Origin of the sequence: Nesterenkonia alkaliphila, assembly GCF_009758175.1 — a bacterium.
GTDB lineage: Bacteria > Actinomycetota > Actinomycetes > Actinomycetales > Micrococcaceae > Nesterenkonia > Nesterenkonia alkaliphila.
In genome coordinates this window covers 1-26729 of record NZ_WRPM01000038.1, presented here as the reverse complement: position 1 = coordinate 26729, position 26729 = coordinate 1, and the positions used below count along the sequence as shown (strand labels likewise).

Below are 26729 nucleotides of genomic sequence, written 5' to 3'. Positions count from 1 at the left end.
AGTCCCATTGTGCCCGCAACTACACTGGGAGGGTGACCGAATCAGCTGCTGCCGAACGTGTGCTCCGCCGGCTCGCCGAGGTTCTGGACCCTGAGCTGCGGGTGCCGATCACCGAGCTGGGCATGGTGGGGGCAGTCGGGGTCGACGACGCCGGGCTGGCCAGGATCACCGTTAAGCTCACCACTGAGGCCTGCCCTATGCGCAGCCGGATTGCCGAGGAGGTCAGTGCGGCCGCGGTGCGGGCCGAGGGGGTGCGCACCGCTGATATCACCTTGGATGTGATGTCTCCGCAGGAGCGGGCCGGCCTGAAGGAGCAGCTGCGCGGCGGCCTCAGCGCCAAAGCCAACCGATTCGCCCAGCCGGACTCTCTCACCAAGGTCTACGCAGTGGCCTCCGGCAAGGGCGGGGTGGGCAAGTCCACCGTGACGGTGAACCTGGCCTGCGCAATGGCCGCCCAGGGGCTGAAGGTCGGGGTGATCGACGCTGATGTGCACGGTTTCTCCGTCCCGGGGCTGATGGGCATCACCGATCGACCCACTCGGCTGGACGAGCTGATCCTGCCGCCGGTGGCCTATGGGGTCAAGACCATCTCGATCGGGATGTTCGTGGACGGCAACCAGGCGGTGGCCTGGCGCGGGCCGATGCTGCACCGGGCCGTGGAGCAGTTCCTCACTGATGTGCACTTCGGGGACCTGGATGTGCTGCTGCTGGACCTGCCCCCGGGCACAGGTGACATCGCGATCTCGGTGGCCCAGCTGCTGCCCGGCTCTGAGCTGCTGGTGGTGACCACCCCGCAGACCGCGGCCGCCCAGGTAGCGGAGCGGGCCGGAGCGCTGAGCACCCAGACCGGCCAGCGGATCGCAGGAGTGGTGGAGAATATGGGGCCGATGACACTGCCTGACGGCACGGTGCTGGACCTCTTCGGCTCCGGTGGCGGGCAGCTGGTTGCCGACCGGCTGACCGAGCAGCTGAGACAGGCTGGAGAGGTGCAGACCCCGGTCCCCCTGCTGGGATCGGTCCCCCTGGACCCTGATCTGCGCCGGGCCGGTGACCAGGGCGCCCCGGCGGTGATCTCGGCACCGGACTCACCGGCCGGGCAGGCGATGCGCGCGGTGGCGCAGCGGCTGGCCTCCCGAGCACGCGGTATCGCCGGCCGGCAGCTTCCGGTGAGTCTCCGCTGATTCCGCATCGCAGAAACCTCCCCGGCGCCGGCTGCAGGAGGTAGTGGGTGGGCGGTAACAATTGGGCCACGTAGCCTGGAATATCCGGGAGATTGTGGGGTGGTTCGCGTAGCCTGGTGAGACACACCGCATTCATGATTTTGAGGAGCAACACGATGACGTGGACAACCCAAGCCACCCGACTGACCGCAGCTGCGGCAGCCGCAGCCCTGCTGCTGAGCGCCTGCGGGGATGATGACAGCGATACCAACGGCAACGGCGCGGAGGTGGACCCCGGCGAGGCCGCCGATGATTCCGAGGTGGGCGATCTGGACGCCGAGTTCATCACCATCGCCACCGGCGGATCCTCCGGGGTCTACTACCAGATCGGTGCCACGATGACCGATATCCTCGCCGATGAGTTGGACTCCGACACCTCGGTGCAGGCCACCGGCGCCTCGGCGGAGAACATCAACATGATCAGCGACGGCGATGCCGAACTGGCCTTCACCATGGGTGATGCCACCGTGCAGGCGCTGACCGGCACCGGCCCGTTCGAAGACGAGCCCCGCGAGGATCTGATGGCGATCGCCACCCTCTACCCCAACACTGTGCAGCTGGTGGCCCGTGCTGACTCCGGCATCGAGTCCGTGGAGGACCTCGAGGGCGCCAATGTGGCTGTAGGCGATGTGGGCTCCGGTGTGGAGCTCAACGCCCAGATGGTGCTGGACGCCTACGGACTCAGCTATGACGACATCAACGAGGACTATCTCTCCTACGCAGAGGCCACCGACCAGATGGCCAACGGCCACATCGACGCCGCCTTCGTCACCTCCGGGCTGCCCAACCCCACCCTGGTGGAGCTGGGCACCAGCACCGATTTCGTGACAGTGCCGATCGATGGCGAGGGTCGCGACAATCTGCTGGAGGAGCACGACTTCTTCGCTGCCGATGTCATCCCGGCCGGCACCTACCTCGATGAGGAGGATGTAGAGACGGTGGGCGTGACCAATCACCTGCTGGTCACCTCCGAGCTCTCGGAGGACGCGGTCTATGACATCACCGCCGCGCTCTTCGACAACCTCGACCGCATCCACTCCTCGCATGCCGCTGCTGAGCAGATCACGCTGGAGACTGTCACCGAGGGCATCGTGGTGCCACTGCACCCCGGTGCTGCCCGCTACTTCGAGGAGAACGGCGTCGACCTCGACTGATCGTCTGGACCCCAGAGACCGGCGGCGGCTGTTGGGCCACTTCGGCTCAGCGGTCGCCGTCGCCGTCCTGGTACTGGCCCCGGCCCTGGGCTGCGCAGCGCAGGTGCCGGAGCACCGGGTGGTCCTCGCTCACCAACGCACTGATGAGGTCTACGCCGAGTATGAGGTGGCCCAGGGGGCCGTGATCACCCAGACGTGGATCCATTCGATTGAACTCTCACCCTGGACCGACTACTACCGAGTGGAGATTCCGGAGGACGGCAGCGAGCCGCATCTGGTGCTGGCGAGCACCGAGTTTGAGGAGTACGGTGCGGGGATGCCTCTGGACGAGGGTGATGTCACCTTTGGCGGAGGACGCATCCGGATCGATAACATTGACCGCAAGTTCGATACGATCAGCTGGTTCCACTCACATAAAGCGGAGTATGAGCTCACCGTCGGGGACCGCGTGAGGATCAGCGCAGACCAGCTCCCCGACCGTGAACCCATAGAACTGAGAATCGAGACTGCACCGTGATGACGTCTAAGAAGGCCGCTGAGCCTGAGCCCAAGCGGAGGTCTGAGCCCGAGGTCGAGACGGTCGAGCTCAACAGCGGTGATGCCGATGCCCGAGGCGCCCTTCAGGAGGAGGCCGCCGAGGCGGTGGCCAAGTATGACGCCGAGTCCAGGGTGCGCACCACGCAGTGGAAGCCGCTGGCACTGCTGATCAGCGCGGTGGCAGTCTTCACTGCGCTCTACCACATGTGGACCGCCTACGCCGGGCCACCGGCCACGATGATCCACCGGTCCATCCACGTCTCAGCAATGCTGTTCCTGACCTTCATGCTCTACCCGCCCTCGCGGAAGGCGATGCAGAACTGGTGGCGGATCCCGGATGCCCTGCTGGCTCTGGCCTCCACAGTGCCGACCATCTACCTGATAGTCAACTACGAATCCATCGTGCTGCAGGCCGGCCGGTTCACCACCACCGATGTGCTGGTAGGTGCCCTGCTGGTGGTACTGGTGCTGGAGGCCGCCCGTCGGGTCACCGGTTGGGCGCTGCCCATCCTGGCGGTGCTGTTCATCCTCTTCGGCATGTACGGCCGCGAGCTGCCCGGGCTGTTCCGGCACCGCGGCTACGACTGGGACACTCTGGCCTATAACTTCTACGCCACCACCGAGGGGATCTTCTCCACGGCGATCGGGGTCTCGGCCACCTACATCTTCCTGTTCATCCTCTTCGGCGCGTTCCTGGCCAAGTCAGGAATGAGCCAGCTGTTCAACGACCTGGCTCTGGCCATCGCCGGGCAGACCCGCGGCGGTCCCGCAAAGGTGGCCACAGTGGCCTCCGGGTTCATGGGCTCGATCAACGGCGCGGCAATCGCCAATGTGGTCTCCACCGGTGCTTTCACCATCCCGCTGATGAAGAAGATCGGCTATACCCGCACCTTCGCCGGTGCCGTAGAGTCCACCGCAAGTGTGGGTGGCCAGATTCTGCCCCCGATCATGGGCGCGGCCGCCTTCATCATGGCCGAGACCCTCGGCGTTCCGTACACCACGGTGGCTCTGGCGGCTATCGTCCCGGCCCTGCTCTACTACGTGAGCCTGATCGCCCAGATCCATCTCCGTGCCACCAGGATGGGCCTCAAGGGCATTTCCAAGGACAGCCTGCCCGCGGTCTGGGATGTGCTCAAGGAGCGCGGCCATATGCTGCTGCCTCTGGTGTTCCTGATCTACATGCTGTTCTTCACCGGTTACACCATTCTCTACTCGGCGCTGTTCACCATCCTGGTGACGATTGCTGTCTCCATGCTCCGTAAGACCACCCGGATGAGCCCCCTGGGTATGATCCAGGCTCTGGACCAGGGCACCCGCTCGGCCATCTCAGTGGCCATCGCCTGCGCCTCAGTGGGTGTGATCGTCGGCGTAGTCAACATCACCGGGTTCGGCGTGATCCTGGCCAGCGCCATTGTGGACCTCTCCGGCGGAGTGCTGTTCTGGACCCTGGTGATGTCTATGTTCGCCTGCCTGGTGCTGGGCATGGGCCTGCCCTCGATCCCGGCCTATATCGTCACCGCGACTATGGCCGCACCCGCGCTGGTGGAGCTGGGGGTGGAACCGCTGGTCGCCCACCTGTTCGTGTTCTACTTCGGGCTCTTTGCCAATATCACTCCACCGGTGGCCCTGGCCTCCTTCGCGGCGGCCGGCATCTCCGGCGGACGGCCGATGATGACCGGCGTGGCCTCCATGAAGCTGGCCGCGGCCGGCTATGTGATCCCCTATATCTTTGTCTACAATCCGGACCTGCTGCTGCGAGATGTGGACTTCATCACCGGCGTGCAGGTGGTGGGCTCCGCCCTGGTGGCAATTCTGCTGCTGGCCACCGCCCTGGAAGGCCACTTCATGGTGGATATGGCCTGGTACCTGCGGCCGATCATCGCTGTGGGCGCGGTCATGATGCTGTCAGCCGATCTCACCCTCGACCTGATCGGCCTGGGTCTGGTTGCCGCCGTCCTGGCGGTGCAGATGATCCGTGCCAAGGCTCAGAACCGCCTGCACATCAGGTCAATCTGAGCACATCACACAGAGTCTGAAACGCAGCTCAGGTGGCCTCGGTGTCATAGGGTGCCGAGGCAGTGGCCAGGGGGTCGGCGTCAGCCTCTGCTGGTGCCTGGCCTGCGCCGAGTCCGGCTGCTGCAGAGCCGGCCACTCCAGCCGCCAAGGCACTGCTGTTCGGGCCTTTAGGTGTGAGGGCCGAGGCCGCCGCAGTCGGCCGGGAACCGCGAGGTTCGGGACCCGTCCCGTCTGAAAGACGGTGCGGGCCACCTCGTGGCGAGCCGAGCGGGGTTTCCCCGCCGGCGGAACCGGTGCTGAATAGCTCCACGGGGTCCACGGACTTCTTCACACTGCCCATTGCCGCCCTGGCATCCTCGTACTCATCGGCCAGGGCCTCGCGGATGATCCGCCGGGGGTCGTACTGGCGGGGGTCGTACTTCTGCCAGTCAACCTCGTCGAAGTCAGTGCCGGTCTCCTCGCGGAACCGCACCTTGGCATCATCGGCCCAATGCCGGGCTCGCCGAACCCAGCGGGCCAGGGTCTGGGCATAGATCGGCAGCCGTTCCGGCCCCAGCAGCACCAGGGCCAGCACAATGAGTATGAGGAACTCGTAGAAGTTGATGCCTGGCACAGGAAAACTCTACCGCGTGATGGAGCCTGCTACCTCTCCCCGAACCAGCCGAGAAGCTCGTCGAAGCCGCGCTCCAGCCGGTCTGCCGGGCCGGGCACATTCGGGGCCAGCTGCACCCGGGAGCGGTCGGTGATCATCACCCAGGAGGTGATCTCGGAGGCTCGGTGCTCGGGCAGGCTGGAGGTGATCACATACTGGGCGCTGGGCGTCTCCACTGCTGTGGTCCAGGTCTCGGCCTCATCCTCCAGGTAGAGGAACGCCTCCTGGCCGGTGGTCAGCTCCAGAGCCTCGGCGGTGACCGCGTCCAGGTCCACCACAGAATGCAGCTTCTCCTGCAGCGGGTGGAGCTCCACACCTTCGGCCTCGGCGCGGGTCTCGGCCACATTGATGAAGGAGGTGCCGTCGCTCAGCCGAACCTGGATGGTGCGCACGCTCTCCACGGAGCTGGTCTCCACGTAGTCGTGCTGGAACCCATCCCGGTCCAGATAGGGCACCGCCCAGCCCAGCGGCTTGAGATCCCCGATCCGCTCCACCGGGAGCTCCCTGACCTCGGTGCTCTTGATCGATCCCGGGAGAATGGCAGCTGTCTCGCCCACCAGATACTGCTCATCGGTGCCGACCGGGGCCTGCAGGGCTGAGACTGCGGCGAGATCACCATCGGCTGAGACATTGGGACTCTGCCGCGGCTCGGGCGGCAGCAGCTCAGTAACTGTAGGACTAGTGGGGGCAGTTCGCCCGCCCAGCACCCAGGCGGCAGCCAGAACAATGCAGACCACAAGCGCGCAGGAAGCGCCGAAGACAGCAGCAACCCAGCTGAGACTGACTCGGCTGGGTGCACGTGATCCGCGGGTGGTGCTGCTGGTTGTGCGGGACATCCCCGCTAGTGTGCCTGGATTTGCTGAATGTATCCTTATTTTTTGCTGTGAGTCTGGGCCCTCCTGAGCTACCGCCCAGGGCGCTATAGTTCAGTCATGACATCGCCGGACAAGATCAAATACGCCAGCTGGGCCTATGCCGAGGAGCATGCTGGTCCGGACAGTGTTGCCGAGCAGGCCGCCGCCCTGGGTGCGGATCTTGGCCTGGAGCCGCTCTCGGAGGGGACGGCCGCTGCCCTGACTGTACTGGCTGCCGCTGCACAGGCCCGTTCCGTGGTGTGCATCGGACTGGGGACGGGACTGGGCGCAGCCGCACTGCTGCGCGGGGCCGCCCAGAATGCGGTGCTGACCGGGATCGATGCCAGCGCAGACTCAGTCAGCGCTGCCCGTGCGCTGCTGCAGGCGCAGGGCACGGCTTCCTCCCGGACCCGGCTGATCACCGGAAAAGCGGATCAGGTGCTGCCCCGGCTCACCTCAGGTGGCTATGACATGGTGCTCATCGACACCGAGGCCACCGATGCACCCGGCTATGCGGAGCAGGGGCTGCGCCTGCTGCACTCCGGGGGCCTGCTGGTGGTCAGTGATGCCCTGGACAGGGACAGGCTGCCGCGGCCGGCTGTCAGAGAGCCCTCCACCCAGGCGATGCGTCAGGTGGAGGCTGGGCTGAAGGAGAACGACGCCGTGCTCAGCGCGCTGTTTCCCACAGGCACCGGTCTTCTGGTGGCGGTGAAGAAGTAGTTATTCGCCCACTGCCTTAATGAGGCACTGCTTGAGGGATTCAGCCTCCTCATTGTTGATCTCCAGCACCAGGCGGCCGCCGCCGTCGATCGGCACCCGCATAATGAGGCTGCGCCCCTCCTGGGTGACTTCCATCGGGCCGTCGCCAGTACGCGGTTTCATAGCAGCCATCGGGCTATCCCTCTTCCATAGTCATGCCGATTATCAGGGTTAACACCTCTATTATCCCTCACTGAGCAGCAATGTCACCCTGATCACCCTGCCCGGGGCGCCCTGAGGTACGCTCACTCTGAGCCTCTCGCAGCTGTGCGGTAAGGGCCTCGAGCAGCTTGTCCACCTGCTCCATGCGGTAGCCGCGCGGGGCGGCGTCGAACCTCACCTGCTCCAGGTGATCCGCAGTCAGCCCCTCTGCTCCGGCCTGGGCCAGCAGCTCATCCACTGAGTCCCCAAGGCCGGCCGGGGACTCCTCGCGGGGAGCAGGCTCACCGTCCCAGGCTCCCACCAACAGCACCACGACGACGCCCAGGGCCGCCACTGCGACCACAAACAGCCACATCATGGCTCCAGCCTACGTGCTCGACGGCGCCTGGCAGCATCGAACGCAGCTGTTCGTCCGGGAAAGGACTCTGCACAGTGGCCATACCGGAACAAACGACTACGCTCGTACCGGCGCCGGCGCGGACTGCGCCTCGGCATCCTGTTCCTCATGGATGGGGGTCTCATCCACCGGAGGGGGGTCACTGAGATCGGGCTGGAAGATGAGGATGAAGATGGCGAAGGCCACCACATAGACCGCGAAGATCCGGAACCGTGCCTTATAGAGCAGGGTGAGCACCATCCATAGCGCCAGGCCGCCGACCACTGCGGAGACGATGAACGCCATCCAGTAGGCCTCCGCGCTGATGCTGAATCCGCCCTGGTGGCCGATCAGACTGCGCGACTGCACTGCAGTGGCCGAGACAATGGTGGGGATCGCCACGAAGAAGCTGAACTGTGCGGCTATCCGCCGGTGCATGCCCAGCATCAGGGCCGCGGCAATGGTGATCCCCGAACGCGAGATTCCGGGGAACAGCGCCAGCGCCTGAGCCAGGCCGATCACCACAGCCACCCAGATGGTCATCTGAGCTGCGCCCCGCCAGGTATGGGTCACGCTGTCGGTCCACCACAGGATGCCGGCGGTGACCAGCAGCAGCACGGCCACTATCCACGGGGTGGCGAATACCTCACCGCCGTACTCACGGATGACCAGGCCCAGCACTCCGGTGATACCCACTACGATCACGCCCAGCAGCATCAGCTTCAGGTGGATCAGATGCCGGAAGGTCCTCCGCTGGAACAGCCAGCCGATCTCCCGGGCAGTGCCGCGCAGCAGTCTGACCAGCGGCTTCCACATCACCACGATCACCGAGACCATAGTGCCCAGATGGACCACCAGGTTGAAGAAGATCATCTCCGGGCTGTCCGGTGCCGGGATGGTGGAGCCGGTGTCCATCAGCCAGTGCTCGGCGATCACCAGATGCGAGGAGGAGCTGACCGGGATGAACATGAACAGCCCCTGGATCGCGCCCAGGAGCACAGCTTCCCACAGCGTCAAGGAATCAGCTCTTCCGGTTGTAGAGGTACATCGAGATCGGTGCGAACACTGCCACCAGCACCAGGCAGTAGAGGGCAACCAGGCCGATGCTGGCGGCGTCGTAGGTGCCGTCCATCAGCTCACGCACTGCGGTGACCAGCACCGATACCGGGTTGGCGTCCACCACCGGCTGCAACCAGCCGGGCATCGTGGCTGTGGGCACAAAGATGTTCGAGGCGAAGGTCAGCGGGAAGATCAGGGTCATCGAGACCCCCATCACCGCCTCCTCGGTGGGCATCAGCAGTGAGACCATGGTCCACACCCAAGAGAGGCAGAAGCTGAACACCAGCAGCAGGGCGAATCCGGCCAGCACGCCGCTGACCCCGCCGTCGGGGCGGAACCCCACGATGAAGCCCACGGTGAGGATGATAGTTCCGGCCAGGGTGTAGCGGACCTGGTCGCCCAGCAGGGCGCCGACCAGCTGGGCGGGCCGCCAGGTGGGCAGCGAGCGGAACCGGTCGAAGATGCCCTTGGAGATGTCCTTGTTCAGGGTCAGCCCGGTGTACATGGTGATCATGATCAGGGTCTGCACAAAGATCCCGGGGATGAAGAACTGCACGTACTCGGTGATCGCGGCCCCGCCGGTCTCTCCGGACCCGGAGACCACAGCGCCCATCGCTCCGCCGAAGATCAGGGTGAACATCACCGTCATCATGATCGGGAAGATGGTCACGTCGAAGAGCTGCATCGGAATGTGCTTGATCTTCAGCATGGCGCGCCAGCCGAAGGTCACAGAGCCGGAGAGCGCACCGGAGGGGGTGGGGCGCTGATCCGTGGGCAGCAGCACAGCGCTGATTCCGGCGGCGGACACTTGCTCTGCCGCTGCGCCGGACCCAGCGGCGCCGGCCTTCGCGCCTGAAGTCGGCAGATCGCGGTGCTCCTGGCTCAGCGGTGGGGTGTCGGTGTTCTGGCTCATCGGGCTGCCTCGGCAATCTCGGGCTCGGCGTCGTCGTTCTCTTCTGACTCTGCGGGTTTGCCGGTCAAGGCCAGGAAGACTTCGTCCAAGCTGGGCTGGCCGAAGCTGAAGGTCTCCACCAGGATCCCAGCCTCCTCCAGGGCGGCCAATGAGGGGGATGCGCTGGCACCCTCGCCCAGCCGTGCACTCAGCGCCGCGGAGTCCTTCTCCCGGACTACGACGCCGCCCACCGCGCGTTCCAGGACCGCAGCGGCCTCCTCACGCTGCACCGGGTCAGCAACCCGGACTTTCAGGGCTCCGGCACCCACCTGGGACTTCAGCTGGCCCGGGGTGCCTTCGGCGATCACCCGGCCGTGATCGATAACTGCGATCCGATCGGCGAGCTGGTCTGCCTCCTCCAGGTACTGGGTGGTCAGCAGGATGGTGGTTCCCCCGGCCACCAGAGTCCGGATGATGTCCCAGACCTGGTTGCGGGAGCGGGGGTCGATACCGGTGGTGGGCTCGTCCAAGAACATCAGCTCCGGGGTGACCACCAGGGAGCCGGCGATGTCCAGACGGCGGCGCATACCTCCGGAGTACTTCTTGACCTGCCGGTCGGCGGCCTCTGCAAGCCCGAAGGCCTCCAGCAGGTCCCTTCCGCGTTTCCGGGCCTGCTGCTTGCTGAAGCCGAGCAGGCGGCCCAGCAGGATCAGGTTCTCGATCCCGGTGAGGTCCTCATCCAGGGAGGCGAACTGGCCGGTCAGGGCGATGTTCTCGCGGATGGTCTTGGGCTCGGTGTAGACGTCATAGCCGAGCACCCGCGCTTCACCGGCGTCAGGGCGCAGCAGGGTGGCCAGCATCCGGATGGTGGTGGTCTTGCCGGCGCCGTTGGGGCCGAGCACACCGTAGATGCCGCCACGTGGAATGCTGAGGTCCACGCCGTCCACGGCGGTGTTGTCGCCGAAGGTCTTGACGAGGCCGTGCGCCTCGACAGCATAGGGGGATGGGGACACGGGGATGCCTCTCCGCAGAAGAATGGGATCCAGGGTCATATCCTACCGGCTCCGCGGGGCTCCGCCGCACCCCGGTGTCAGAGGCCCAGCCGCTGGGCCAGCCAGCGGTGGATGAGCGCGTTCATCACCGCCTGCTGCTCCGGGTTGGCGGCTCCGCCGTGCCCGCCCTGGGTGTTCTCCCAGTAGGTCACATCGGCGCCGATCTCCTCCAGGGCCGCGGTCATCTTGCGGGCGTGGCCGGGATGAACACGGTCGTCCTTGGTGGAGGTGGTCAGCAGCACCGGCGGGTACTCAGCACCGGTCTCGAGCAGATGGTAGGGGCTGAACTTCTTGATGTACTCCCAGTCATCGGTCTCCGGATCGCCGTACTCAGCGCGCCAGGAGGCTCCGGCCAGCAGCTTGGCATAGCGCTTCATATCCAGCAGCGGCACTTGGATGACCACAGCCCCGAAGTCTGACGGGTACCGGGTGAGCATGTTTCCGGTGAGCAGCCCGCCGTTGGACCCGCCGCGGCAGGCCAGCTTCTCCTTGGTGGTCACCCCAGTGGAGACCAGGTCCCGGGCCACTGCGGCGAAATCCTCATAGGCCTTGTGCCGGTTCTGTTTCAGCGCGGCTTGATGCCACCGCGGACCGTACTCTCCTCCCCCGCGGATGTTCGCCAGGGCGAAGACGCCGCCTTTCTCCAGCCAGGCCTTGCCGACCAGGGAGAGGTAGCCCGGTTTCTGGCTGATCTCGAAGCCGCCGTAGCCGTAGAGGACCGTGGGCTTGGGCTCCGTGCCGGCGATAGCCTCACGGGGCGCTCCCGCGGCGGCAGCCTGAACTGTCTCTGCCGGGCCGATCAGGAAGTAGGGGATCCGGGTGCCGTCCTCGCTCTGGGCGAACCGCTGCACTGCGGCCAACCCTTCTGCACTGAACCGCTCCGGGGCCTGTTTGACCTGCTCATAGGTCTCCTCACCGCCCTCCAGCAGCGGGGCCAGCGAGCCGAGGTACTTAGTGGTGGGGGTCAGGAAATCGTCAGCGGTGATCCAGATATCATCTGAGTCCCGGGAATCGAAAGCCCCCACGGAGAGCGAGCCGGTGATCCCGGTGAGTACCCGCCGGGACTGCCAGTCACCCGCCTGGTCCCTCCAATGTGCCTCCACATGTTCGACCACATCCTCCATCACCGTCAGCGCGAAGAGGTTGCGCGTGGCGGTGATGCCCTGCAGCGAGGTTGACTCGGTAGGGGTGAACAGCGGGGTCAGCCGGGCTTGGTCCCCATGCAGGAATGCCTCGGCGTCTGTGACATAGAGGCTCCCACCGGGGAGCACGACGCCGCCGATCCTCACCTCAGTGCGCGGGGCGAAGAAGATCAGCTCGCGGTGGAAGCCCACCTGCACGTCGGTGGGCACGTCGATGAGCCGCAGTACGGGCTCACCCTCTGGGTCATAGTCGATGAGGTAGGTCTCGGAGTCGTAGAAGCCCAGTACCCGGACTGCCACATGACGTTCGAATCCGGGGGTGGAGTCGTAGCCGGCGGAGGCCACCATGTCATCCTCGGCCACTGAGATGATCGGCTCAGCCTCCAGCAGATCCGTGCCGCGGACCCAGCGGCGCGCGATCCGCGGGTATCCGGAGGAGGTGACCGGGGTGTCCTCAGTGGGGCTGGCCTGATCAGTGGAGGCGTAGACCGTATCGGCGTCGATCCAGCTCAGCCCGCCTTTGCCCTGTGGGCGGTAGAACCCGCCGTCCTCGGGGCTGATGAACTGCCGGGTGTTGAGGTCGAACTCGCGGGTGAGGTCCGCGTCAGAGCCTCCGGGTGAGAGATCGATCAGAGCCCGGGAGTAGCCGGGGATCTCTTCACTGGCCTGCTCCGGGCGCAGTACGGAGGCCCCGTGCCAGACCCAGGTGGTGCCCTCCTCCGCGGAGAGTGCGTCCAGATCCAGCAGGGTCTCCCATTCCGGGCTCTCTGTCTTATAGGACTCCAGGGTGGTGCGCCGCCAGATGCCCTGCGGGTGCTCTGCGTCGGTCCAGAAGTTGTAGAAGAAGTCCCCGCGCTTGATGATCCCCGGGATGCGGTCGGAGGCGTCCAGGATCTGGCGCAGGGAGTCCTTCAGCGGGGCGAACTGCTCGTCCTTCAGCTGCGCCTCAGCATCGGCGTTGCGCGCCTGCACCCAGGTCAGGGCGTCCTTGCCCTCGACGTCCTCCAGCCAGATGTACGGGTCGTTCTCGGGGTTGATCACACGCTGGGTCATGCATTCCACCCTACTGCCCAGGAGGCCCGCTTTCCCTCCGGGAATCCGCACCCGCATCGTGCCTCCACTCGCCGCATGCGCTCACTTCGTTCGCCAGGTTCGCACGCGGCTCCCACCGCAGGGCCTGCCAGAACGCCGCGGGAGCGGAACCCCTCCACGCGGCCCTCACAACACTATTAGCCGGTGTTCTGAAGCCCTGCTGCGACCCCTTTGAGGGTGATGAGCAGCAGGTTGCGCGGGTCCTGGATCTCATCATCGCAGAGATGGCCTGCGCGGAGCTTCTTCAGGGCCCGCAGTTGGATCAGGCTCAGGGCGTCCACATAGGGGTTGCGCAGCTGGACAGCCCGGCCGAGCACTCGGTGCTCGGCCAGCAGCCGGTCCTGGCCGGTGATCGCCAGCACCCATTTCTCGGTGAGGTCCAGTTCCTCCAGCACGGCGGCAGCCAGCTCAGGCTTATCCCCGAGCGCCAGGTAGCGGCGGGCGATCCGCCGATCGGTTTTGGCCAGGGACATCTCGATATTGTCGATCATCGCGGCGAACAGCGGCCATTCGGTGTAGGCCTGCCGCAGCAGGTCCAGGCTGCCCACCTTCTCCAGCGCGGTGCCCAGCCCGTACCAGCCTGTGAGGTTGATTCTGGCCTGGCCCCAGGCGAAGTTCCAAGGGATGGCGCGCAGGTCCTCCAGGGATTCTACGGAGAGCCCACGTTTGGCCGGCCGGGAGCCGATGGCCAGCAGCCCGATCTCGTCCTGCGGGGTGACCTGGGCGAACCAGGGTGCGAAGCCCTCCGCGCGGACTAGCTGGTGGAAGCGTGCCCGGGAGGCCTTATCGAGCTGTTCGGCCAGCTCTGCGAACTTCTCAGCGGCTGCAGCGTTGTGCTGCTCGGTGGAGGGCGCTGAGGCCATCAGGGTGGCAGCGGCGACCTGCTCGATATGCCGCAGGGCAATCTCCGGATTGCCGTAGCGGGCGTCGATCACCTCGCCCTGCTCGGTGACCTTGAACCGCAGGTCCACTGAGTGCGGGGGTTGGGCGAGGATGGCTCGGTTGGCCGGTCCGCCGCCGCGGCCCAGGGCTCCGCCGCGGCCGTGAAACTGGGTGAGCTGGATGTTGTTCCGCACCGCCCAGGCGGCGATCTTCTCCTGGGCGGCGTAGAGCGCCAGAGTGGCGGCCACTGGCCCGACGTCCTTGGAAGAGTCCGAGTAGCCGAGCATCACCTCCATGCGGCGGCCGGTCTCCTCCAGTCGCTTCTGCAGATATGGGTTCTGCAGAGCCTCTTCCAGGATGTGCGGTGCGTTCTGCAGGTCTTGGTAGGTCTCGAACAGCGGGATGACGTCTAGTACCGGGGCGTGTCCTGAGGGTTTCTCGGGCGTGCCGCCGAATGCTCTTTCCGCCAACATATAGACATCGGCCAGATTCGCTGCGCTCTGGGTGAAGGAGACGATATAGCGCCGGGCGGTGTTGACGCCGTAGCGCTGCTGCAGCGAGGCGATGGCTCGGAAGGTCTCCAGGACCTCTTCGCCGGGCACGGCCATCTTCGCCACGGAGGCGGGATCCTCCAGCCACTGCAGGGTCTGGCTGTGCACCGCGGAGTGCTGGCGCACCTCCAGCTCGGCGAGGTGGAAGCCGAAGGTCTCCACCTGCCAGATGAGTTCCTGCAGGTCTCCGTAGGCGGCCCGGGCTGCACCGGAGTTCACCAGAGACTGCTGCACAGTGCGCAGGTCCTCCAACAGCTCCTCCGGGGCCCGGTAGGCCAGATCCGCGTTGCGGGCCCGGGTGGCGGAGACACGGGAAGCGATCGCCAGCAGTACCTTTCGGTGCGGTTCCCTCGGGGAGTGCTGGGCGGCCTGTTCGGTGAGTTCCTCGGAGAGCTGCTTCTGCCGGTTCCACAGTGCCAGCAGGGCGTCATCGGGCACGGTATAGCGGTCATCCAGGGTCAGCGAAAGCCCTATGGTGCGGGTGCGCCGCGCCAGGTTCTCCAGCACCCGGTCTGCGGCCTGGGCCGCAGCCTGCCGGGTGATGGAAGCGGTGACGTTCGGGTTGCCGTCGCGGTCCCCGGCGATCCAGGAGCCCAGGCGGATGAAGGCGGGCACCTTAGGGGGCTTTTGCCCGGCGTCCTCGCCCTGCAGCCAGTCGTCCATCCGGCGGTAGGCCTCGGTGAAGACAGTGGAGAATGAGGATTCAAAGACGCCAAGCGCGGTGCGCACCTCGTCCAGGGGTGAAGGGTTGGAGACCCGCAGCTGGGCGGTGCGCCACATATTGTCGATCTCTTCGGTGATCTCCCGGGTGTTCCGGGCCTTGGCAGCAGGCCCCATCCGGGGGTCGTCACGCTCATCCAGCAAATTCCCGATGCGCCGCACACTGGCGGTGATCGCATTGCGCCGGGCCTCCGTGGGATGGGCGGTGAGCACCGGGTGGAAGCGCAGCTCCTTCAGCCTGCGCTGCGCCTCGGCCTCACCCACCTCGGCCGCCAGATGGGTGAAGGCGGCGGCCACTGAGTCAGAGGGCTTCTGCTCCTGGAGCGGGGACTCCCCGTCGCGAAGGCGCAGGGTGCGTACCCGGTGCTGCTCCTCGGCGAGGTTGGCCAGCAGGAAGTAGCAGGTAAAGGCCCGGGCCACCTCTTTGGCCCGCTGCGGGCTGAGCCCCGCTACAAACTCCTCCGCCTGGGCCAGGGTAGCCTCTGACTCATCCTCCACAGCGGCGATGGTCAGCGCACGCAGTCTCTCCACGTCCTCGTAGAGTCCGGCGGAGCCGTACTCCTGCAGCACAGTGCCGAGCAGTTCGCCGAGCAGGCCCACATCGCGGCGCATGGCCTCAGGCACCTCATGTTCGGCCGCGCGGCGGGAATGGTCGCTGGATGTGTGGGACTCAGACATGATGGGGGTTCCTCCGGTGGTGGCGGCAGCGGACCCCATTGTCACGCTCGGTTATGCGGTTGACCTAACGGTATCAGCGATACCGTGCAGCACAACGGCCCAAAGCACTAATACAGTTGTGCCCTATGAGTGAACTCTCTGGCCGTGAGCGGGTGCTCGCGGATGCTCAGGCCCGCGGGGTGCGTATCGAACTGGTGGAACGAGGCCCGGCTTCCTCCGTGGAGGAGGCCGCCGGCAATCTGGGAATCGAGCCCCGGAAGATCGTGAAGACTCTGGTGGCCAAGGCCAAAGTCACCCAGAGCACGCCCGAGCACAGCTATCTGATCGCGCTGATTCCCGGCGACAAACAGGTGGACTGGGCCAAGCTGCGCAAGCTGGCCGGGATGAAGAAGCTCTCCATGGCGGCCCCGGAGGAGGGGTACCAGGCCACGGGGTACCGCCCCGGGACCATCAATCCCTTCGGCGCCCGAGCGGCAGAGGGCGTCCAGTGGCCGGTCTACGCCGATGCCTCAATCAGTGGGCGGGTGTGCTTAGGCGCCGGGGAGCCGGGTCTGAACCTGTTTGTAGAGGCTGGGGAGCTCTTCGCGGCCTTCGGGGTCACCATCGGCGATATCGCCAAACACTCTGCCTGAGCCGCGGGCACGGCGATGCAGCGACTTTAAGGCCTAAACTCAGGCGAATAAAGCGTGGCGAACCGGCTGGCCCTTGACCAGGGTGGCGTACCACTCCAGGCAGGCGCCGTCGGTGAGTGAGGCGATCTGGTCGATGAGGGCACGGTGCCGCCCGGCGTCGTCGTCGGCTGTCCGGAAGTCCGCCTGGAAGGGCGGTTCCAGGAACCTGTCGCCGGTCTCAGTCAGCAGTGAGTGCAGGGCCTGCAGCACCTCGGTCTGCCGGGTGTATACCGGCAGCTGCTCCCGGGAGGCCATGATGTAGTGGGCGGCGATGCCCTTCATCACGCAGATCTCCTCCAGGGTCTCCTCCGGGATCACCAGATCTGCCTCATGCCGGACCAGCGGCTTGTCCCCGTGCACCTGGCGGGTGGCGGACCAGAAGGCGTGGCAGAACCGCCCGATCAGCTCGGAGGTCATGTTCTTCAGCGCAGCCAGGGCGCGGCGGGAGCCGTCGGATTCCAGCACCCAGTTCTCAGCGGACTCCAGCCGGGCGATGGCGGCCTCGATCCGGTCCTCCGGCACCCCGGGCAGGTACCACTCCTGGGTGGTCTGGACCACCCGTGCACGCTGCACCCCGTCCTGGAGAAACTTCAGCTGGAAGCGGCCGTTGACGATACCGTCCTCCACATCATGCACCGAGTAGGCGATGTCATCGGCGGCATCCATCACCTGAGCTTCCATGGACTTCCTGGTGCCCTCCACGCCGTCGCGCATCCAGAAGAACACCTGCAGGTCATCCTCATAGGCGCCGAACTTCTGGCTGCGGGTCCCGTCGGGCTTCAGCGGGGCCTCGTGGGCGCGCCAGGGGTATTTGACGGCGGCGTCCAGACTGGCGCGGGTCAGGTTGAGCCCGGCGGAGCGACCGTCCGGGTGGAAGCGTTTGGTCTCCAGCCGGGCCAGGATGCGTAGGGTCTGAGCATTGCCCTCAAAGCCGCCGATGTCTGCGGCCAGGTCATTGAGCACCTTCTCCCCGTGGTGGCCGAAGGGCGGGTGGCCCAGATCGTGGGAGAGGCAGGCGGCATCGACCACATCCGGGTCGCAGCCGAGCATCCGGCCCAGTTCGCGGCCTACCTGCGCCACCTCCAGGGAGTGGGTGAGCCGGGTGCGGGAGAAGTCGTCATTGCTGGGTGAGACCACCTGGGTCTTGGCCCCGAGCCGGCGCAGTGCCGAGGAGTGCAGCAGCCGGGCGCGGTCGCGTTCGAACGAGGACCGGTATACCGATTTGCCGTGCTCAGGCACCCAGCGGTCCTCATCCGCCTCGGTGTACCCGGGCGCCAGGGCAGCATACTGGCCCTCGATACGCTCTACGTTCCGCACGCTCATGAGGCCTAGCCTATCTGAGCAGTGTTGTGCGGGATGAGCTGCAAGGGACGGGAGGGAAGCGGTACAAGCCTGCAAGGGTACCGCGACCGACCGGAGCGCAGCAGATCGCCCGCACGGCGCTGCTCAGCCGCCGGAGGTGTCGACCTCGGCGTCCTGGATCATCTGGCGCTGGTCCTCGTTGAGCTCCTGGGAGGCCAGCCAGTCCTCGGGCAGGTGCACCTTCTTCGGTGAGCCGGCGCGCCCGCGGGGGCCCTCGGCGTCGTCGCCGGGGTAGCCGATCGACTGGTCCAGCTGATCGAGCAGCTCCTGAAGCTGGGCCATGGACTCCACGGTGACCAGCTGGGTGCGCAGCGCCGAACCCACCGGATAGCCCTTGAAGTACCAGGCCACGTGTTTGCGGATGTCCTGCATGGCTTTGCGCTCGTCCCCGTCGAAGTACGGAATGAGCATCTGGGCATGCCGCAGCAGGGTCTGGCAGACCATGCTCACGCCCGGCCGGTATCTGTCCTCGCGGCCCTCAAAGGCGGCCTGCAGGTCCCCGAACAGCCAGGGACGGCCCTGGCAGCCACGGCCGACGACGACGCCGTCCACCCCGGTCTGTTCCACCATGCGCACTGCGTCCTCAGCAGACCAGATGTCCCCGTTGCCGAGCACCGGCAGATCTGGCAGGGACTCACGCAGCCGGGCGATCGCCTCCCAATCGGCCTGGCCGGAGTAGTGCTGGCGGGCGGTGCGCCCGTGCAGGGCCACGGCCACCACACCGGAGTCCCGGGCCACCTTGCCGGCCTCGATGTAGGTGAGGTGGTCCTCGTCGATGCCTTTGCGCATTTTGACCGTCACTGGAATATTGCCCCGGGCTGCTTCACGGACGGCCGTGGCCACGATGGATTCGAAGAGCCGGATCTTCCAAGGCAGGGCCGAGCCGCCGCCCTTGCGGGTCACCTTGGGCACGGGGCAGCCGAAGTTCAGGTCGATGTGATCGGCCCGGTCCTCCTCCACCAGCATCCGCACCGCGTGCCCTGTGGTGACCGGATCCACCGAGTACAGCTGGACGGAGCGGGGCACCTCATCGGGCTCGTGCTTGATGATCCGCAGCGATTCCGGGCGGCGCTCCACCAGCGCGCGGGCGGTCACCATCTCGTTGACGTAGAGGCCGCCGCCGTACTCGCGGCACAACCGGCGGAAGGCGGTGTTGGTGATTCCGGCCATGGGTGCCAGCACCACCGGGGTGTCCACGGTGATGGGGCCCAGCTGCAGGGGCGGCAGCAGTGCGGTGGCGGTGGCGGCGTTGTGCTCACCACCGACGGCTGCGGGGCGTTCCAGGGTCTCAGTCACAGTTCTATTGTCCGGATTCGGTCAAGTCTGTGTAGGGATTTGCGCAAGCTGTAGGGAAATAACCCCATGCAGAGTGCAGAGCCCTACAGAGAATGAAGGTCAGGGGGTGTCGCGGGCGTAGATGAGGGCCTCGAAGTCGATCTCGGCTTCGTCGGAGGCGGTCAGCTCATCAGCGATCCGCTTCAGAGGTGCCATCGCGTCGTCGACCTCCACGGAGACCGGATACCGGGCAGAAACCAGGCCCAGCAGCTGGCGCACCGACTGCTCTGCGGCCTCACCCAGGGCGGGGTCCCACCCGATGAGCACATCGGCAGGGGCATCGGTGCGCTCAGGAGTGTAGCTGACCGCGAAGGCCAGGATCGCCTGAGGCTGGTCTGCGGCCACGGTGGCCTCGGAGCCCTCTTCGGCCGCTGCCTGCGGGCTGCGGGTCGAGCGCAGCACCACCGCACCGGTGGCACCGGATTCTGGGGAGAGCAGCATCTGCTGGGCCTTGCCGATGGTCATTTCCGAGGGATCCCAGTCATGGACGGCGTTGTAGAACTCAGCCACCAGCTGGCTCAGCTCCACCGAGCCGGTGGCGATCTCCTGCAGGTCGATGGGCAGGTGCTCCACATCAGGGACCGGCAGCGCGCCAGGCTGGATGATCACCTCCCGGGAGGTCTGGATCTTCCGGAAGCCATTGTCCTTCAGGAAGCACTGGGCAGCCGAGCCTTTAGCGCACCGGGCTTTGAGGCTCTGCACCGCACAGTTGGGGATCTCAGCTTCCAGAATGTCCAGCAGTTGGGCAGCGACCCCCTTGCGGCGGTGCTCCGGAGCTACCTCCACATAGAAGGAGAGCCGGTCCGGGTGCAGGGAGGAGCGGAAGATCGTCGCTGCGGCCACCGGCACACCGGCGTCCTCGGCCACGATGCAGCGGGACCAGGGTGCGTTGGAGGAGGGCCCCAGCAGGCTGCGATCCCGGTGGTGCATAGGGTTCTCGGGATCACCCCAGACCTCCAGGAGTGCGAGGTCATCACCGTCGGCCCAGGGGCGGACGGTGAGGCCGGAGTCCAGTGTCAGTGTTGGTTGGCCCGCAGGCGCTGTCGGCAACATCGCCAGCTAGCGTAGACCTGTTTACCCGACTGCGCAATGCACAGCACTGGACCTGGCGCCGCGGCGCTCCAGAAGCTGGCAGCTACCCCAGCAGCTTCTGCGCCAGGTAGCCCTGGACCTGGTCCAGGCTTACCCGCTCTTGGGTCATCTGGTCACGATCGCGGATGGTCACGGCCTGGTCCTCGAGGCTGTCGAAGTCGAAGGTGATGCAGAAGGGGGTGCCGATCTCATCCTGGCGGCGGTAGCGGCGGCCGATGGCCCCGGCGTCGTCGTAATCAATGTTCCACTGCCTGCGCAGGGCCTCAGCCAGCTTCCCGGCGGGCTCGGCCAGCTCGGGCTTCTTGGACAGCGGCAGCACCGCAGCCTTCACCGGGGCCAGCTTGGGGTGCAGCTTCAGCACGGTGCGCACATCCACCCCACCCTTGGTGTTGGGTGCCTCATCCTCGGCGTAGGCATCCACCAGGAATGCCATCATGGAGCGGGTCAGCCCGAAGCTGGGCTCGATCACATAGGGCACGTAGCGCTCTCCGGAGCCCTGGTCGAAGTAGCTGAGCTCCTTGCCGGAGTGTTTGATGTGCTGGCCCAGGTCGTAGTCGGTGCGGTTGGCGATGCCCATCAGCTCGCCCCATTCGGAGCCCTGGAACCCGAAGCGGTACTCCAGATCGATGGTGCGGTCGGAGTAGTGGGCGCGTTCGCCGTCGGGCACGTCGAACTCCCGCAGGTTCTGCGGGTTCACGCCCAGGTCGGTGAACCATGCCTTGCAGGCGGCGACCCACTCCTCGAAGTGCTCAGCTGCTGAAGCCGGGGGCACGAAGTACTCGATCTCCATCTGCTCGAACTCCCGGGTGCGGAAGATGAAGTTGCCCGGGGTGATCTCATTGCGGAAGGCCTTGCCGATCTGGCCGATCCCGAAGGGCGGCTTGCGGCGGGCTGCGGTGACCACATTGGCGAAGTTGGTGAAGATGCCCTGGGCGGTCTCCGGGCGCAGATAGTGCAGCCCGGACTCATCCTCGACCACTCCCAGGTAGGTCTTGACCAGGCCGGAGAACTCGCGCGGCTCGGTGAACCTGCCCTTGGTGCCGCAGTCGGGGCAGGGAACTTCGGCCAGCCCGCCCTCCGGGGCGCGGCCCTTCTTGTCCTCGAAGGCTTCGATGAGGTGGTCCTCGCGGTGGCGCTTATGGCATTGCAGGCACTCCACCAGGGGGTCGGTGAAGGTGTCCACATGCCCGGAGGCCTTCCACACCGCGGAGGGCAGGATGATCGAGGAGTCCAGGCCCACCATGTCCCCGCGCCCGCGCACGAAGGTCTGCCACCATTCGGCCTTGATGTTCTCCTTCAGCTCGGTGCCCAGCGGCCCGTAGTCCCAGGCGGAGCGGGAGCCGCCGTAGATCTCACCGGCCTGGAAGACGAAGCCGCGGCGCTTGGCCAGGTTGATGACTTTGTCGACGGTGGTCTCGGTGGCCATGGGCTCAGGTGCTCCTCGTGGGTGGTTCAGCAGGTTGTGCAGGTGCTCGGGCCGCGACGGGGCGCGACGCAGGCCAGCTTACCGCCCTCCGGGGCCCCGCCCGCGCATCAGATCGGGCAGTGAGGCGACGACGACGGCGAGCAGGGTCATCACCGTACCGAGCACTGTGGCAGCAGTCACCATCGAGCCGGGGGCGGGGACGAGCAGATCCAGCAGCAGCGAGCCGAGCAGCTGACCGGCGATCATGCCCATGGCGGCGATGAGCACCCCGACCTTGGTGACCAGGACTGCGCCAAGGGCGATGAAGACGACGCCGAGCGGCCCGCCGATGTAGTACCACCACACGGTGGGCAGCTCACCGGGGACGCCTCCGGCCAGCAGCAGCTTGCCCAGCCAGACCAGCAGCAGCAGGGCGGAGCCGGCGGCAAAGTTGAACAGGGTTGCCGGGATCGGGCTGCGGTAGGCGGCGGCCTGGTGCCCGTTGACCGCCTGCTGGGCGGCGTTGAGGAAACCGCCGGAGAACGGCAGGATCACCAGCAGCAGCCAGAGCAGCCCGCGGTCGGCGCCGGCCAGCTGCGGTGAGACCGCCCAGAGCACCGCGAGCACCGTCAGCGCTGCCCCGAGCACCCGCATCGGGCTGATCCTGCGGCGGCCCGCGGGCCCGAGGCCAATCCTGTCCCAGAGCAGCCCGCCGATGGTCTGCCCGGTGACCACTGCCACGGTGAAGACAGCCACCCCGATCATGCCGATGGTCAGGGTCTGGGTCAGCACGAAGTAGCCGCCTACGCAGCCGGCCAGCAGGTACCACCATTTGACTGCTCCGGAACGGAACGCCGGGACGACCCGGGAGACCGCCCGCCGTCCGGCGGGGGCGCAGAGCGCGATCAGGCATACCAACAGCAGGCCGGTGACGAAGCTGATCAGTGCTGAGAGATAGGGATCCCCGGTATGTGCGGAGAGCTCGGCGTTGATCCGGCCCTGGCCAGGGATCGCCATCCCGGCCGCCAGCATCACCAGGAGCAGGCCCAGCCAGACTGCAGGCGAACGCGCAGGATGGTCTGAAGCGGAGCCGGCGGGGGTCATGGGGATAAGACTAGACCTGTGTCCTGCCGAGTCTGGGCGTCGACTTTCACGATGCGGACTTTATGTTCCGCATCTCGTACTGTTGGCGAGCCTCCCCGCTGAGTGCGCACTTCTGCGGACATCTTGGCCCTCCAAGCACCCGAATCAGCCGTAAACCCTCGCACTCGACGGTCTGGCGCCCGGCCAGCGCTGCGCACGCCTGACACACCAGCGGGGAGCGGCCGCACGGCGGCAGCTGGGACACTGGAGGTATGAGCGAACAGATTGAAGTGCCGATCCGGGACGAGTCCATCAGGCTGGGCCAGCTGCTGAAGCTGGCCGGGGCGGTGGAGAACGGGGTGATGGCCCGGGAGGTGATCGCCGAGGGCCTCGTGCTGGTCGACGGGGAGCCGGAGACCAGGCGCGGCGCCCAGATCCGGCCGGGACAGAGAATCGAATTCAGAGGTGAGGAAATGGGCCTTAGTCCAGTCACCCTCGTCCTCGTGAATAACCCCTGACCACTCCCGGGCGGCGTCCTAGGCTTTGAGCACCTCAGCGGTGAGGAACTCGTTGACGTGGGCGATCTCCTGGGGGACCACCCCGTGGCCGGCCCCGGCGTAGAGCACTTTGGTGAGCTTCACGGTCTTATTCGCCCACTGGTGGGTGTAGTCGACCATCTCCTGGGGGATGATCGGGTCCTCCTGGTCCCGCCCCCAGAAGAAGGGCACCTGCTGGGCGGTGAGGGCGGCGTCGTCGAAATAGCCGGGCAGGCCCTCGCCCCGGTCGGGGTCCACGGCGAATCCGGAGAGCCCCACCATCGCGGCGAAGGCCTCCGGGCGGGTACGCAGCAGGCTGGTGCCGATCGCCATGCCCATCGAGAAGCCGATCAGGGTCACCGAGGTGTGCTGGCTGCGCACGGAGTCGATCCATCCCCAGAGATCCTCCACGGCGCCGCGGGCGGCGTCGGAAGAGTAGGCCAGCCGCTCAACGTCCAAGTCGAACCAGGTGTAGGCCCCGAAGCCCATGGCCACCGGGGCGCACACCGAGGCATAGGTGAAGTCCTGGGGCAGGCCGGGGATCATGCCCAGCAGGTCCCGCTCGTTGGCGCCGTAGCCGTGCAGCAGCACTGCCAACGGCGTGCCCTCACGCTCGGACTCCGGCCGGGTCCATTCCACCGTGTATTCAACAGTCATGGCTCAATCCTAGAAGAGATCATCCTCAGGGCTGATGGACGTTACTGACCGGTAGTGCGAAAATGCTGATGTGAGCGGAAACGAGAGCAGCAACGGGGCAGCGGCACCTGAGGCCGAGGAACTGGGCACGAGGCAGCGCGCGGAGACGGTGCATCCCTGGCAGCGCTATGTGGCTCTGGGAGACTCCTTCACCGAGGGCATCGGTGATCCGGACCCTGAGCGCCCCGGCTATCACATCGGCTGGGCCGACCGGGTGGCCCAGGAGCTGGCCCGCAGCACGGAGAACTTCGCCTACGCCAATCTGGCCGTGCGCGGGCGGCTCATCGAACAGATCCGGGATGAGCAGATCGCCCCGGCCCTGGAGCTCAAGCCCGATCTGATCACCCTGTGCGCCGGCGGCAACAACGTTATCCGGCCCGGCTCCGACCCCGATGAGACCGCACGCATTCTGGACACCATGGTCCAGCTGCTGGCCACCACCGGGGCCACCATTGTGCTCTTCAACGGGCCGGATGTGCACGACACTCCGGTGATGGGTTCGATCCGGGGCAAGGTGGCGATCTTCAACGAGAACGTGCGCACCGTGGCCAAGCGGCATGATGCGGTGGTGGCGGATATGTGGAGCCTGCGCGAGCTGACCGCCAAGGAGATGTGGGATGAGGACCGTCTGCACTTCTCCCCGCTGGGCCACCACACCATCGCCCGCGAGGTGCTGGACACCCTGAACGTGAAGCATGAGCTGGACCCGGTGACCCCGCAGCCCCCGGCCGAGCGGTCCTGGCGGGAGGCCCGGGTCGACGATGTGGTCTGGGCCCGGCACCACCTGTTCCCCTGGGTGATCCGGCGGCTGCGCGGACGCTCCTCCGGCGACGGCATCACCGCCAAGCGCCCGGAGATCGAACCGCTCTTCGGCGGCTCCATGCCACCGGGCGGAAGCAGCTCCGAGGCTGAGAAGAGCTAGCTCAGACCCACCCAGTCCTTGGAACCGTCGGTGTAGAACTGCTCCTTCCAGATGGGCACCTGGGCTTTGATCTGCTCGATGAGCTCTGCGCAGGCGGCGAAGGCCTCGGCCCGGTGCGCGGAGGCGCAGGCGGCCACCAGGGCGTGGTCACCGATCTCCAGGCTCCCTGTCCGGTGCGCGGCCCACACCCGTACCTGATGCTTCCGGGCCACCTCCGCGCACACCTCAGCCAGCACCTGTTCTGCACTGGGATGCGCGGTGTAGCTGAGCCTGCCCACGGGCTTTCCGCCGTCGTGGTCACGCACGATCCCGCAGAAGAGCACGACGCCGCCGCACTCGGCCGACCAGACCTCAGCTTCAGCCTGTGCCGGCTGGAGCGGCTGGGCTGAGACAGCTGTATGCACCACGCTCATAACCGGCTCCAGTCCCCGGAGACGCCCCCGGATTTTGTGATGACCTTTGTTTCAGCGATCACCGCGGCCCGGTCCACACCTTTGATCATGTCGTAGAGGGTCAGTGCGGCCACCGAGGCAGCGGTCAGCGCCTCCATCTCCACACCGGTCTGCCCGGTGGTCCTCACCTCAGCGGTGATCTGCACACTGCCGGGCTGGGGAGCATCCAGCTGTAGGTCCACGGTGACTTTGCTGATTGGCAGCGGGTGGCACAGCGGCACCAGTTCTGGTGTTTTCTTGGCGGCCATGATTCCGGCGATCCGCGCTGTGCTCAGGGCGTCTCCCTTGGCCAGCCCGTTCTCGGCCAACAGGCTGATTACCTCAGGTGTGGTCACCACCGTGGCGACTGCTGCCGCGGTGCGCGCGGTGACCGGCTTCGAGGAGACATCGACCATTGCGGCACTGCCGTCGCCGCGGACATGGGTCAGTTTCTCGGACTCGCTCACAGCAGGATTGCCTCCAGTGGGGTGCCAGCAGGGATCTCCACCATATCCTCCGGGATCTCCAGCAGGGCGTCGGAGCGCGCCAGATGGCCCAGCAGGTGCGAGCTGGGCCCGCCCACCGGCACCGCCGCGGGCAGCACCGCCGCCTGCCCGGCAGCCAGCTGCACCCGGCGGAACTGGCGCAGTCCGCGGGGTGAGACCAGAGGTTCCGCAAGCCGCACCGGCACGCGGCGCTGGTCCGGGCAGCCGGGGTCCAGGGAGGCCAGCGCAGGGCGCAGCAGAACCTCCAGGCTCACCGCACAGCTGACCGGGTTGCCGGGCAGGGCGATCACGGCGACCGGTCCGTGCTCAGCGCTCAGGCTGCCCCAGCCCTGGGGTCCGCCGGGCTGCTGGGCCACCGAGCCGAACTGCACGCCCCGGCTGCCCAGCGCCTGGCGCACCACTTCATAGGCCCCGGCGCTGATCCCCCCGGCGGTGATGATCAGATGCGGGCGGTGCTGGGCAATGAGTGCTTCCAGGGCGGCGTCGAACCTGTCCGGGCTGTCGCTGGGCACCCGGGCGGAGATCACCTGGTGGCCGAAGTCCTCACAGGCGGCACTGATCAGCACGGAGTTGGCATCGTAGAGCTGGCCGGGCCCCAGCGGCTCGCCCGGTCCGCGGATCTCCTCCCCGGTGGCCAGCACCAGAGTGAGGACCGGCTCGAGAACACGCACCTCGGCGGCTCCGCAGGCTGCCAGCAGGCCGAGCCGGGCCGGGGTCAGGGCGTCCCCGGGTCTGAGCACCGTCTCCCCTGCGGCCACGTCGGAGCCTGCCCGGCGGATGAACCGGCCCGGCTGGAGGTCCTCGGCGGTCAGATCCGTGAAGCGCACCTGGGCCGGTTCGCCCCGGCCCGGCGCCTCCAGCACGGTGAAGCCCTCTGCGGTCCTCTCCACCG

General features: G+C 66.6%; 26 protein-coding genes. 8 read left to right on the top strand and 18 right to left on the bottom strand.

What is annotated here, in order from left to right:
• The first annotated feature begins 32 nt into the window (after nt 1-32).
• The 4 genes from GNZ21_RS05700 (at nt 33) to GNZ21_RS05685 (ending at nt 4927) form a co-directional block, all read left to right on the top strand.
• Nucleotides 33-1181 (top strand): Mrp/NBP35 family ATP-binding protein, encoded by a 1149-nt coding sequence (locus tag GNZ21_RS05700; protein WP_229659318.1) that lies wholly within the window; start codon nt 33-35, stop codon nt 1179-1181.
• Between the two features lie 155 nt (nt 1182-1336).
• Nucleotides 1337-2374: a TAXI family TRAP transporter solute-binding subunit gene (locus GNZ21_RS05695; protein ID WP_157322227.1), complete on the top strand. Its 1038-nt coding sequence runs from the start codon at nt 1337-1339 to the stop codon at nt 2372-2374.
• Between the two features lie 31 nt (nt 2375-2405).
• Nucleotides 2406-2891, top strand: coding sequence for a DUF1850 domain-containing protein (locus GNZ21_RS05690; protein ID WP_157322225.1), 486 nt, complete (start codon nt 2406-2408; stop codon nt 2889-2891).
• A complete protein-coding gene (locus GNZ21_RS05685; RefSeq protein WP_157322223.1) occupies nt 2891-4927 on the top strand; it encodes a TRAP transporter permease in 2037 nt (678 codons plus the stop codon). The genes GNZ21_RS05690 and GNZ21_RS05685 overlap by 1 nt, the downstream gene beginning before the upstream one ends.
• Before the next feature lie 28 nt (nt 4928-4955).
• On the opposite strand, the gene GNZ21_RS05680 is transcribed toward GNZ21_RS05685, so the two are convergent.
• Nucleotides 4956-5540: a Sec-independent protein translocase family protein gene (locus GNZ21_RS05680; RefSeq protein WP_157322222.1), complete on the bottom strand. Its 585-nt coding sequence runs from the start codon at nt 5538-5540 to the stop codon at nt 4956-4958.
• A gap of 29 nt (nt 5541-5569) precedes the next feature.
• A complete protein-coding gene (locus tag GNZ21_RS05675) occupies nt 5570-6415 on the bottom strand; it encodes a hypothetical protein (RefSeq protein WP_157322220.1) in 846 nt (281 codons plus the stop codon).
• Nucleotides 6416-6511: 96 nt separating this feature from the next.
• On the opposite strand from GNZ21_RS05675, the gene GNZ21_RS05670 reads away from it, so the two are divergent.
• Entirely contained in the window at nt 6512-7153 is a 642-nt protein-coding gene (locus GNZ21_RS05670; protein ID WP_157322218.1) for an O-methyltransferase, read from the top strand.
• Here the strand turns inward: GNZ21_RS05670 and GNZ21_RS05665 are convergent, their stop codons facing one another.
• The 7 genes from GNZ21_RS05665 to GNZ21_RS05635 all read right to left on the bottom strand — a co-directional run bounded on the left by GNZ21_RS05665 (nt 7154) and on the right by GNZ21_RS05635 (nt 15798).
• Nucleotides 7154-7324: a DUF3117 domain-containing protein gene (locus GNZ21_RS05665; RefSeq protein ID WP_157322216.1), complete on the bottom strand. Its 171-nt coding sequence runs from the start codon at nt 7322-7324 to the stop codon at nt 7154-7156.
• A 58-nt stretch (nt 7325-7382) separates the two neighbouring features.
• Nucleotides 7383-7712: a DivIVA domain-containing protein gene (locus GNZ21_RS05660; protein ID WP_157322214.1), complete on the bottom strand. Its 330-nt coding sequence runs from the start codon at nt 7710-7712 to the stop codon at nt 7383-7385.
• A gap of 96 nt (nt 7713-7808) precedes the next feature.
• A complete protein-coding gene (locus tag GNZ21_RS05655; RefSeq protein WP_157322211.1) occupies nt 7809-8747 on the bottom strand; it encodes an undecaprenyl-diphosphate phosphatase in 939 nt (312 codons plus the stop codon).
• 4 nt (nt 8748-8751) lie between these two features.
• A complete protein-coding gene (locus GNZ21_RS05650; protein ID WP_157322209.1) occupies nt 8752-9702 on the bottom strand; it encodes an ABC transporter permease in 951 nt (316 codons plus the stop codon).
• Nucleotides 9699-10694: an ATP-binding cassette domain-containing protein gene (locus GNZ21_RS05645; protein ID WP_229659319.1), complete on the bottom strand. Its 996-nt coding sequence runs from the start codon at nt 10692-10694 to the stop codon at nt 9699-9701. Before GNZ21_RS05645 ends, GNZ21_RS05650 begins: the two co-directional genes overlap by 4 nt.
• Nucleotides 10695-10771: 77 nt before the next feature.
• Nucleotides 10772-12928, bottom strand: a complete 2157-nt coding sequence (locus GNZ21_RS05640) for a prolyl oligopeptidase family serine peptidase (RefSeq protein ID WP_157322205.1) — start codon at nt 12926-12928, stop codon at nt 10772-10774.
• Nucleotides 12929-13104: 176 nt separating this feature from the next.
• A complete protein-coding gene (locus GNZ21_RS05635) occupies nt 13105-15798 on the bottom strand; it encodes a phosphoenolpyruvate carboxylase (RefSeq protein ID WP_157322203.1) in 2694 nt (897 codons plus the stop codon).
• Nucleotides 15799-15923: 125 nt separating this feature from the next.
• Here GNZ21_RS05635 and GNZ21_RS05630 point away from each other — a divergent pair, with 125 nt between their 5' ends.
• Nucleotides 15924-16430 carry an aminoacyl-tRNA deacylase gene (locus GNZ21_RS05630; protein WP_157322201.1) on the top strand — a complete coding sequence of 169 codons (507 nt, stop codon included), beginning with the start codon at nt 15924-15926 and terminating at the stop codon, nt 16428-16430.
• A 39-nt stretch (nt 16431-16469) separates the two neighbouring features.
• Here the strand turns inward: GNZ21_RS05630 and GNZ21_RS05625 are convergent, their stop codons facing one another.
• The 5 genes from GNZ21_RS05625 to GNZ21_RS05605 all read right to left on the bottom strand — a co-directional run bounded on the left by GNZ21_RS05625 (nt 16470) and on the right by GNZ21_RS05605 (nt 22767).
• Nucleotides 16470-17792: a deoxyguanosinetriphosphate triphosphohydrolase gene (locus GNZ21_RS05625; RefSeq protein WP_157322198.1), complete on the bottom strand. Its 1323-nt coding sequence runs from the start codon at nt 17790-17792 to the stop codon at nt 16470-16472.
• A gap of 123 nt (nt 17793-17915) precedes the next feature.
• Nucleotides 17916-19115 carry a tRNA dihydrouridine synthase DusB gene (dusB, locus tag GNZ21_RS05620; protein WP_157322359.1) on the bottom strand — a complete coding sequence of 400 codons (1200 nt, stop codon included), beginning with the start codon at nt 19113-19115 and terminating at the stop codon, nt 17916-17918.
• Nucleotides 19116-19226: 111 nt separating this feature from the next.
• On the bottom strand, nt 19227-20219 hold the full coding sequence (locus tag GNZ21_RS05615) for a GNAT family N-acetyltransferase (protein WP_157322196.1): 993 nt from the start codon (nt 20217-20219) through the stop codon (nt 19227-19229).
• An 82-nt stretch (nt 20220-20301) separates the two neighbouring features.
• Entirely contained in the window at nt 20302-21684 is a 1383-nt protein-coding gene (locus GNZ21_RS05610) for a glycine--tRNA ligase (RefSeq protein ID WP_157322194.1), read from the bottom strand.
• 78 nt (nt 21685-21762) lie between these two features.
• The gene (locus GNZ21_RS05605; RefSeq protein WP_157322192.1) at nt 21763-22767 is read right to left on the bottom strand and encodes a DMT family transporter; all 1005 of its coding nucleotides are present in this window, start codon (nt 22765-22767) and stop codon (nt 21763-21765) included.
• Nucleotides 22768-23018: 251 nt separating this feature from the next.
• Between GNZ21_RS05605 and GNZ21_RS05600 the strand changes: the two genes are divergently transcribed.
• The gene (locus GNZ21_RS05600) at nt 23019-23264 is read left to right on the top strand and encodes an RNA-binding S4 domain-containing protein (protein ID WP_157322190.1); all 246 of its coding nucleotides are present in this window, start codon (nt 23019-23021) and stop codon (nt 23262-23264) included.
• Nucleotides 23265-23282: 18 nt separating this feature from the next.
• Here GNZ21_RS05600 and GNZ21_RS05595 read toward each other — a convergent pair whose 3' ends face one another.
• Nucleotides 23283-23939, bottom strand: coding sequence for an alpha/beta hydrolase (locus GNZ21_RS05595; protein WP_157322188.1), 657 nt, complete (start codon nt 23937-23939; stop codon nt 23283-23285).
• Between the two features lie 70 nt (nt 23940-24009).
• Here GNZ21_RS05595 and GNZ21_RS05590 point away from each other — a divergent pair, with 70 nt between their 5' ends.
• Complete coding sequence (locus GNZ21_RS05590) at nt 24010-24900, top strand: SGNH/GDSL hydrolase family protein (RefSeq protein ID WP_373868352.1); 891 nt, start codon at nt 24010-24012, stop codon at nt 24898-24900.
• On the opposite strand, the gene GNZ21_RS05585 is transcribed toward GNZ21_RS05590, so the two are convergent.
• The 3 genes from GNZ21_RS05585 to GNZ21_RS05575 form a co-directional block, all read right to left on the bottom strand.
• A complete protein-coding gene (locus GNZ21_RS05585) occupies nt 24897-25313 on the bottom strand; it encodes a molybdenum cofactor biosynthesis protein MoaE (RefSeq protein ID WP_157322186.1) in 417 nt (138 codons plus the stop codon). The genes GNZ21_RS05590 and GNZ21_RS05585 overlap by 4 nt on opposite strands.
• Nucleotides 25310-25798: a cyclic pyranopterin monophosphate synthase MoaC gene (gene moaC, locus GNZ21_RS05580; protein WP_268234803.1), complete on the bottom strand. Its 489-nt coding sequence runs from the start codon at nt 25796-25798 to the stop codon at nt 25310-25312. The genes GNZ21_RS05585 and moaC overlap by 4 nt, the downstream gene beginning before the upstream one ends.
• Nucleotides 25795-26729, bottom strand: a 935-nt coding sequence (locus tag GNZ21_RS05575) for a molybdopterin molybdotransferase MoeA (RefSeq protein ID WP_157322184.1), incomplete at its 5' end; no start/stop codon positions are given. The genes GNZ21_RS05575 and moaC, both read right to left, overlap by 4 nt.